This window comes from Lactiplantibacillus songbeiensis, from assembly GCF_005405125.1.
Lineage (GTDB): Bacteria > Bacillota > Bacilli > Lactobacillales > Lactobacillaceae > Lactiplantibacillus > Lactiplantibacillus songbeiensis.
Window position 1 is genome coordinate 76,793 of the sequence record NZ_BJDL01000023.1, and the last position, 6,070, is coordinate 82,862.

Below are 6,070 nucleotides of genomic sequence, written 5' to 3' on the forward strand. Positions count from 1 at the left end.
AGCATCCTTCCTAACTTAATTGCTACGTTAAGTTTACCCGTTCTCACCGGATAAAAAAAGTCTAAGGCCACCGCCTCAGACTTTTCTCACTAAATTGCTTTAATCATATGGGCATACGGATGAATCCCAATCGTCAATTCACCGGCCTTTTCAAACCCTTGCCGCCGATATAACTTCGCTGCACCGGGATTGCCATCGTCAACGTTCAAGCTCAACTTGGCAGCGCCTTGTGGGGCAACTAACTTCGGCAATGCATCTAACAACTGACTGCCGATCCCTTGGCCTTGCGCCTGTGGGTCAACCGCCAGCATACTCAAATACCACTCACCCGGCTGGCTTTCACCGCCTAAGACTAAGGGGCCTGGAAACCCAGGTTGTGCCGCCGAGACTTGTTGTAGCAACTGGTTGACCTTGATTTCATTTTCTGCTGGATGGCCAAACGCCACCCCGAACACTTTCGCACCCTTAGCAGCCACAAACGTCTGCGCCAACCCAGTCAGGTTCTCCTTTTTTTCGTACAAATTCGTCAGCATCGCTAACAAATCAACTCGTGAGACAGTCCGTAAAATCGGCATCTCCATATCACGGTAAATCATCCCAACTAACGGGGCAATTTGCGTGGCATCATCTGGTTGTGCTTGTCGAATCTCCATACGTTAACACTCCTTCATTATTATTTTTATAATTTAAATTATCGTTTTAAGTTCATTCATTGCTTATCGTATCAAATGTCGCTAACCATCGTCAATCTTGTTGCTTCGCGGTATGCCGATGTTCCAGCGTCATCACCCAGGTCGTCACCGGCACCGTCAAGATCACCCCAATTAAGGAGAACAAGACCATTAAGACTTCAGCAACAAATATTTTATTGTTAATCACACTGCCGAAAGAATAATGTAGACCGGAGAACCAAATAAATAATGCTAGGAAGCCACCGAAAAAGCCGAAAAATAGCGTGTTAAAGGTCGTTCCAATAATTTGTTTGCCGATACTAATCCCATCAATATACAGTCGTGCGGTTGTCACGTGCGGGTATTGTTCGATAATTTCACTTAGCCCCGCCGCAATCGCAATGCTCGCTTCAGCAATCGCTCCTAATGTACTTAGGATAGCTTCGGTAACAGCAACCCCAACAAAAGACACGCCAATTGTCAGCGACATTCCTTCCAAATCTTCACTGTCTTCTAGACTAAACCCTTGTGCCATAATCCAATGTTCCACTGGAAAAATGACTAGAATCAACGCCACCATCACAATTAAAGCCGCGATATACGCCGTTTTGGCCGCTAATTCGTTATCTTCACCAAAGAAAATCGTAAAAGCAAGAATAATCGTCCCAATCACTAAGGAGACCCCCATTGCCGGGAAGCCCCAAGAAATCAGCACAACGGCTAAAAAAAGTAGACCAAAGTTAAAAATCAAACTCAGAAAAGCGGTCGCTCCGGTCTTACCACCAATAATCGTCATCAACACAAACAGGACTAAGCCTAATACCGTAATCGTACTCATACGGCCGCCTCCTGACCAGGTAATAGCCGACTAGCTAACCAACTCGCCACCGGAATCGCTAAGACAATCCCAATCCCTGAGATCAAGCTTTGGACCATGCCCAACGACATATTCATTGAAAAAGTATAGCCCCAATTATTACCGTTGCGTAAATAAAGTAACGTCATAGCAAACGTATCCGCCATAAAGATTAAGAAGAGTACATTAATTAATGGCCCCATAATGGAATGGCCAATTTGCAATCCTGATCTAAAGACCTGATTGGGGGCAATATCCGGACGTTCTTGTTTGAGTTGAAATAACGACGCCACAATATCAGTCGACTCATCCATCACGGCCCCCAAGGAACCGAGCACCGTTTCAACTAAGAATAGTGGTCGGGGCACTTGGGTTACATATTGCATCGCTTCATAGGTCACACCCCGTTCATGCGTCACGGCGAAGACGATCAAGCTAATGATGACCGCAATCCCGGTTCCTGCCACTGTCGCCCCAAGCGTCACCAGCATCTGGCGAGAAAAGCCTTGTACGAGCCAAAGTGTTAATACAGCAAAAATCACCGCTAACACCCCAAACAATGAATAAAGATGGCCACCGTTCGTCATCAGATCAAGCTGAATCGCCCCATAAAAAAGCACCGCATTCAACGTGACACTCAATAGAGCCATCAGACCGCTAAAACGCATAATCAAGAGTAACAATGCTAACGCTAACCACGCGACAAACGCTAGGGCCGTATCACGTTTTAACCCTTGAATCGTCACCGAACTACTTTTAGTAGCTGGCACCCGCACGAAGACCTGATCGCCGACCCGATAAGCTTGATCCATCGCGCCCGACTTCGTATACGTATTACGAATTTGATAAGTCTGCCCTTGATGCCGATGGTTCAAGACCCGCACCGTCACGGCTTGCTGATAAGTCACATCTTTGTTCTGAAACTCATCGGTACTACTGTTGCGATTAATCGCGTGGACCTGTGTTACTTTGGCAACCGTCTGCTGGTATAACGGTGCGTCCCAACGGGTCAAACCGACCCCAATCAATCCGAGCACCACCACGATTATCGTTAGCCATAATCCCCAGTGGCGTTTCACTTGCTGCTTCACTGTTTTCACCCTTCTCACTTAAGCTAATCCCAGCATAGCACGGGCTATGGTCGTTGCGCTGGTTGTGAGCTAATCTTTACCAGAAGTTTGGATTTTCGTCCGTAACGCTTTGAGCCACTCGACCTCGGTCATCGCCGCAACCCGCTTAGCTTGAATTAACCCACGGTCAATCAAAGCCAAGGCTTGTGCCTCTTGATGATCAACTCGCCAAGTATATGCGGCTTGCAGCTTATACTGCGTTAAAGGGGTATAACGCTGGCGCAATCGTTGTAAACCCGTATCTTGATACCAACCAATGATTTGTGCACCCGTTCGATTAGCAATAAGGTTCCAATAAATCGTCGCATCCACATAAATGGCTAAGTCCGCTGGGGGCAACGTATTAAAACTAGGCGCTAACCGATCTAAACCAGTCAATAAATCCGGTAACGATAAACTATGCTGCAAGCCCCATTGCAACGTCACCCAAGCTTGGCGAACAACTAAATAATTCTGCCGATCACCACCAGTTGGCATCAAGATCGCGTCCACTGGTAAAGACGCTACACTCCCCGTCATCACAGTAGTGGCCGCCGCTAGCTGCGTGACATAAGCGGCCGTTAACGCCGCACTTGAAGTGCGCGCCGTTTTAAAGTCTAACGCCCCGGTCGGTCGACCATGCAACATCATCGGCAACAACTGCCCCGCTTTGAGCGTGTTGACCCAGATCCAAATGACGGCAACCATCAACCACAAGTTAAACGTCACCGTAACTTGAGCCACCGTCACCAGGCTAATAATGACCGTTAATAAGCTGAATAAGCCGCCGCTAAAGCAAATACTGGCATAGTTAAACCGCTTGGCATCCGTTGGTGGTAGCGCGACCAAGTGTGGATAACTCGTGAGTGGCCGTTGCCAGTGCCAATGACCAGTAACCCGCGCAATCTGATAACGGAACCCAGCAACTAGGACCACTTGTGACCCGCTTAATCGATAGCCCAGCCACTGTCCGGCTAGATAAATTCCAGTCGCCACCAGTTCACTGACAATTAACGCCAACCCTAACCAGCCAATCGTGGCTAAAAATTGTCCAGCAACTTGCATGCTGTCACTTCCATTTCCGCAATTTCTATTAAATTAATTATAACAAGAAAAGCGTCAACTGACGGCACAAAACCTACCAAGAATTGCCGTTAGTTAACGCTTTAATTTATGCAGATTCAATTTGATGCTGATCATCATCTTCAGCGGGACCATCCGGCGCAACACCAGCATCCATCGCGTCCATCACATCGGTTACCGCATCGACTAAGCCATCGCTAGTCACCGTGGCACCAGTCACCGCATCAATATCAACGGTTTGCTCAGTCAAGATGCGATGCACAACTTTAGGAATTGCCTGCTTTTCTAGTCCGTGGAGCTTGGTCCCTGGCTTGACTTTAATGCCAGTAATCCGATCAGCTGAAAAAGAAATGGTTAACGGCAAATCATGCAAGTAACCGTCACCAACGATTTTATAGGCACCAGCTCGATATTTAGCCATATTACTCCCATCCTTTCACATCTCGTTAACGCTTCCATGTTTATCTTAACACGGTCATATCGGGATTTAGCACCGGAAATGATTGGTTTTTACTATGGATTTATAGGTAACGGGAATTAATGTCAGTTGGTGTTAAATTGCCACTCTGGTTGATCCAGAATTAACTGGAACGTGGTGGTCGTGTTTTTGAGCCATAATGCGGTCTCAAAAGTCTGGCTTTATCTAAGCCAGAAAACTACCGGCTAAGTCAAACGACACCACTGAGCCAATTCTGGCCTGCCCGTCATTAAGTCATTTTCACCGAATCATCATCTACCACCATTTGATCAAGGTATATTGCAAAACAGCCATTAAATAGTCACCAACACACCTTTACACAACTGTCACCTTAACTTTACGGCTTCTTGATAGTTAGTCCGTGATTAGAACGTTATGGTATGAGTTATTAAAGCTGATAAACCGAGGTGAACACAATGGCAATTTTAGTCATTAGTATTTTTCTACTAGTCATCATGGCCGCTAGCATCTGGATTGGTGGTAAAGTGCCGACGCAACATGATTCTCACGACCCTAAATAATTTACGGTTTCCTAACCAAGCCTTTACAATAATTTGATAGTTGCCGATTCAACCGCGTGCTAACTTTAAGGCGTACCTTGCACTTATTCTTGGAAATGAGGTTAGATAGCGATGTTAATTGTCTTATTAGGTTCCTTAATTTTTACCGGCGTAGTTGCGTGGATTTTCTTTGGAAACCCACCTAGCGAGACGACGACCACTCAACCTGATCATCATTTCACTGATATTGATGGCAGCGACGGTGATTACGGCCGTGACTACGTTGATGATAGTGACGATGAATAACAATTAGAACACTTTCCGGTTATTAAATAAACATCACCTTTTAAGAAATGAGGCCCTAACCGATGTTAATTTACTTGCTGAAATTCTTATTACTTGGCAGTGTGTTTGCTTGGATTTTCTCTAATAATCACTTTCAAACGTCTCCAACTATCACTCACCACGTTACCAACCATAACTCTGATGATGACACTAACGATGATAATTAAACCCGAAAAAGACTTAACAGATGGTGATTGCCATTGGTTAAGTCTTTTTTTGTATCACATATGCTACAGGATTCAATGCTAATTGAGAATACCGTCCCGCTAGAAGTACAGGATAATGCGCTTAAAATTAATGTACCTACTGATTTAAAACATCTGGAAAGCGGCCTTCTGCAACAAATGCACTTTTTAATTGATTAACAAATCCATCGGCACTCTCAATGTCCGGCTTAATCTTTAACACCTGAGCAACACATTCTTGTTTAGATAATGCTTGTTTTTTGACCTGCTTTTCAGCTATAAAAGCCATCAAATCATGGCTTTCTTTAGCCGAGAGATTAAAATTCAGGAGTACTAAATCAACTGACTCTAAATTAGCTTTGTCGGCTAATTGATTAAGGACATTTGTTATCAATTCATCTCGATCGAATATATTAATATCCATGGAATTTCCTTTCTATAATGGTCATCGTGTAACTGTTATCAAGCTAACCTTTATATCCACTTGAAGCATCCGCGGACGCGAAAACAGATTGAACGGCTATATTAATTGCTAATTTTTCATTCTGATTTCAGACGACAATTCTCAGATTAAAAAATTTCTACACTACCAATAACCGATTTTAACCAAAATCAGTTATTCTGTATCGGTGTATGTCTTTCCTGTACATTATTTTAATGAAAAAGGGTGATAATGACAAAGTTTTCTTTTCAAGCCCCCTACGTTATAAGTTATCATTCACTTTAGATATTGCCCACAGCTATTCCGCTTGATAAAACAAGAATAGGGTTCTACAATATTTGGTGTTGATGGATTTCCCATCAACACCAATTTTTGTGTAAACTAAAAGGACACATCCTCAA

The 6,070-nt window shown here is 44.3% G+C and carries 7 protein-coding genes; 1 reads left to right on the top strand and 6 read right to left on the bottom strand.

The window, feature by feature from the left end:
* Positions 1 to 89 precede the first annotated feature (89 nt).
* The 5 genes from FFM77_RS09790 to FFM77_RS09810 all read right to left on the bottom strand — a co-directional run bounded on the left by FFM77_RS09790 (position 90) and on the right by FFM77_RS09810 (position 4,140).
* Positions 90 to 653 carry a GNAT family N-acetyltransferase gene (locus tag FFM77_RS09790; protein ID WP_137635576.1) on the bottom strand — a complete coding sequence of 188 codons (564 nt, stop codon included), beginning with the start codon at positions 651 to 653 and terminating at the stop codon, positions 90 to 92.
* A gap of 91 nt (positions 654 to 744) precedes the next feature.
* Complete coding sequence (locus tag FFM77_RS09795) at positions 745 to 1,509, bottom strand: YibE/F family protein (protein ID WP_137635577.1); 765 nt, start codon at positions 1,507 to 1,509, stop codon at positions 745 to 747.
* On the bottom strand, positions 1,506 to 2,627 hold the full coding sequence (locus FFM77_RS09800) for a YibE/F family protein (protein WP_379893348.1): 1,122 nt from the start codon (positions 2,625 to 2,627) through the stop codon (positions 1,506 to 1,508). Before FFM77_RS09800 ends, FFM77_RS09795 begins: the two co-directional genes overlap by 4 nt.
* Positions 2,628 to 2,687: 60 nt before the next feature.
* On the bottom strand, positions 2,688 to 3,701 hold the full coding sequence (locus tag FFM77_RS09805) for a hypothetical protein (RefSeq protein WP_137635579.1): 1,014 nt from the start codon (positions 3,699 to 3,701) through the stop codon (positions 2,688 to 2,690).
* 106 nt (positions 3,702 to 3,807) lie between these two features.
* A complete protein-coding gene (locus tag FFM77_RS09810) occupies positions 3,808 to 4,140 on the bottom strand; it encodes an FMN-binding protein (protein WP_137635580.1) in 333 nt (110 codons plus the stop codon).
* A gap of 689 nt (positions 4,141 to 4,829) precedes the next feature.
* Between FFM77_RS09810 and FFM77_RS14010 the strand changes: the two genes are divergently transcribed.
* Complete coding sequence (locus tag FFM77_RS14010) at positions 4,830 to 5,003, top strand: hypothetical protein (protein ID WP_171001597.1); 174 nt, start codon at positions 4,830 to 4,832, stop codon at positions 5,001 to 5,003.
* A 342-nt stretch (positions 5,004 to 5,345) separates the two neighbouring features.
* Here FFM77_RS14010 and FFM77_RS09815 read toward each other — a convergent pair whose 3' ends face one another.
* On the bottom strand, positions 5,346 to 5,651 hold the full coding sequence (locus FFM77_RS09815; protein WP_137635581.1) for a protein-tyrosine phosphatase family protein: 306 nt from the start codon (positions 5,649 to 5,651) through the stop codon (positions 5,346 to 5,348).
* Positions 5,652 to 6,070: the final 419 nt, after the last annotated feature.

Coding starts and splice junctions, on each gene's coding strand:
- FFM77_RS09810 (WP_137635580.1), bottom strand. CDS start 4,140: ATGGCTAAATATCGAGCTGGTGCCTATAAAATCGTTGGTGACGGTTAC.
- FFM77_RS09795 (WP_137635577.1), bottom strand. CDS start 1,509: ATGAGTACGATTACGGTATTAGGCTTAGTCCTGTTTGTGTTGATGACG.
- FFM77_RS09790 (WP_137635576.1), bottom strand. CDS start 653: ATGGAGATTCGACAAGCACAACCAGATGATGCCACGCAAATTGCCCCG.
- FFM77_RS14010 (WP_171001597.1), top strand. CDS start 4,830: ATGTTAATTGTCTTATTAGGTTCCTTAATTTTTACCGGCGTAGTTGCG.
- FFM77_RS09805 (WP_137635579.1), bottom strand. CDS start 3,701: ATGCAAGTTGCTGGACAATTTTTAGCCACGATTGGCTGGTTAGGGTTG.
- FFM77_RS09815 (WP_137635581.1), bottom strand. CDS start 5,651: ATGGATATTAATATATTCGATCGAGATGAATTGATAACAAATGTCCTT.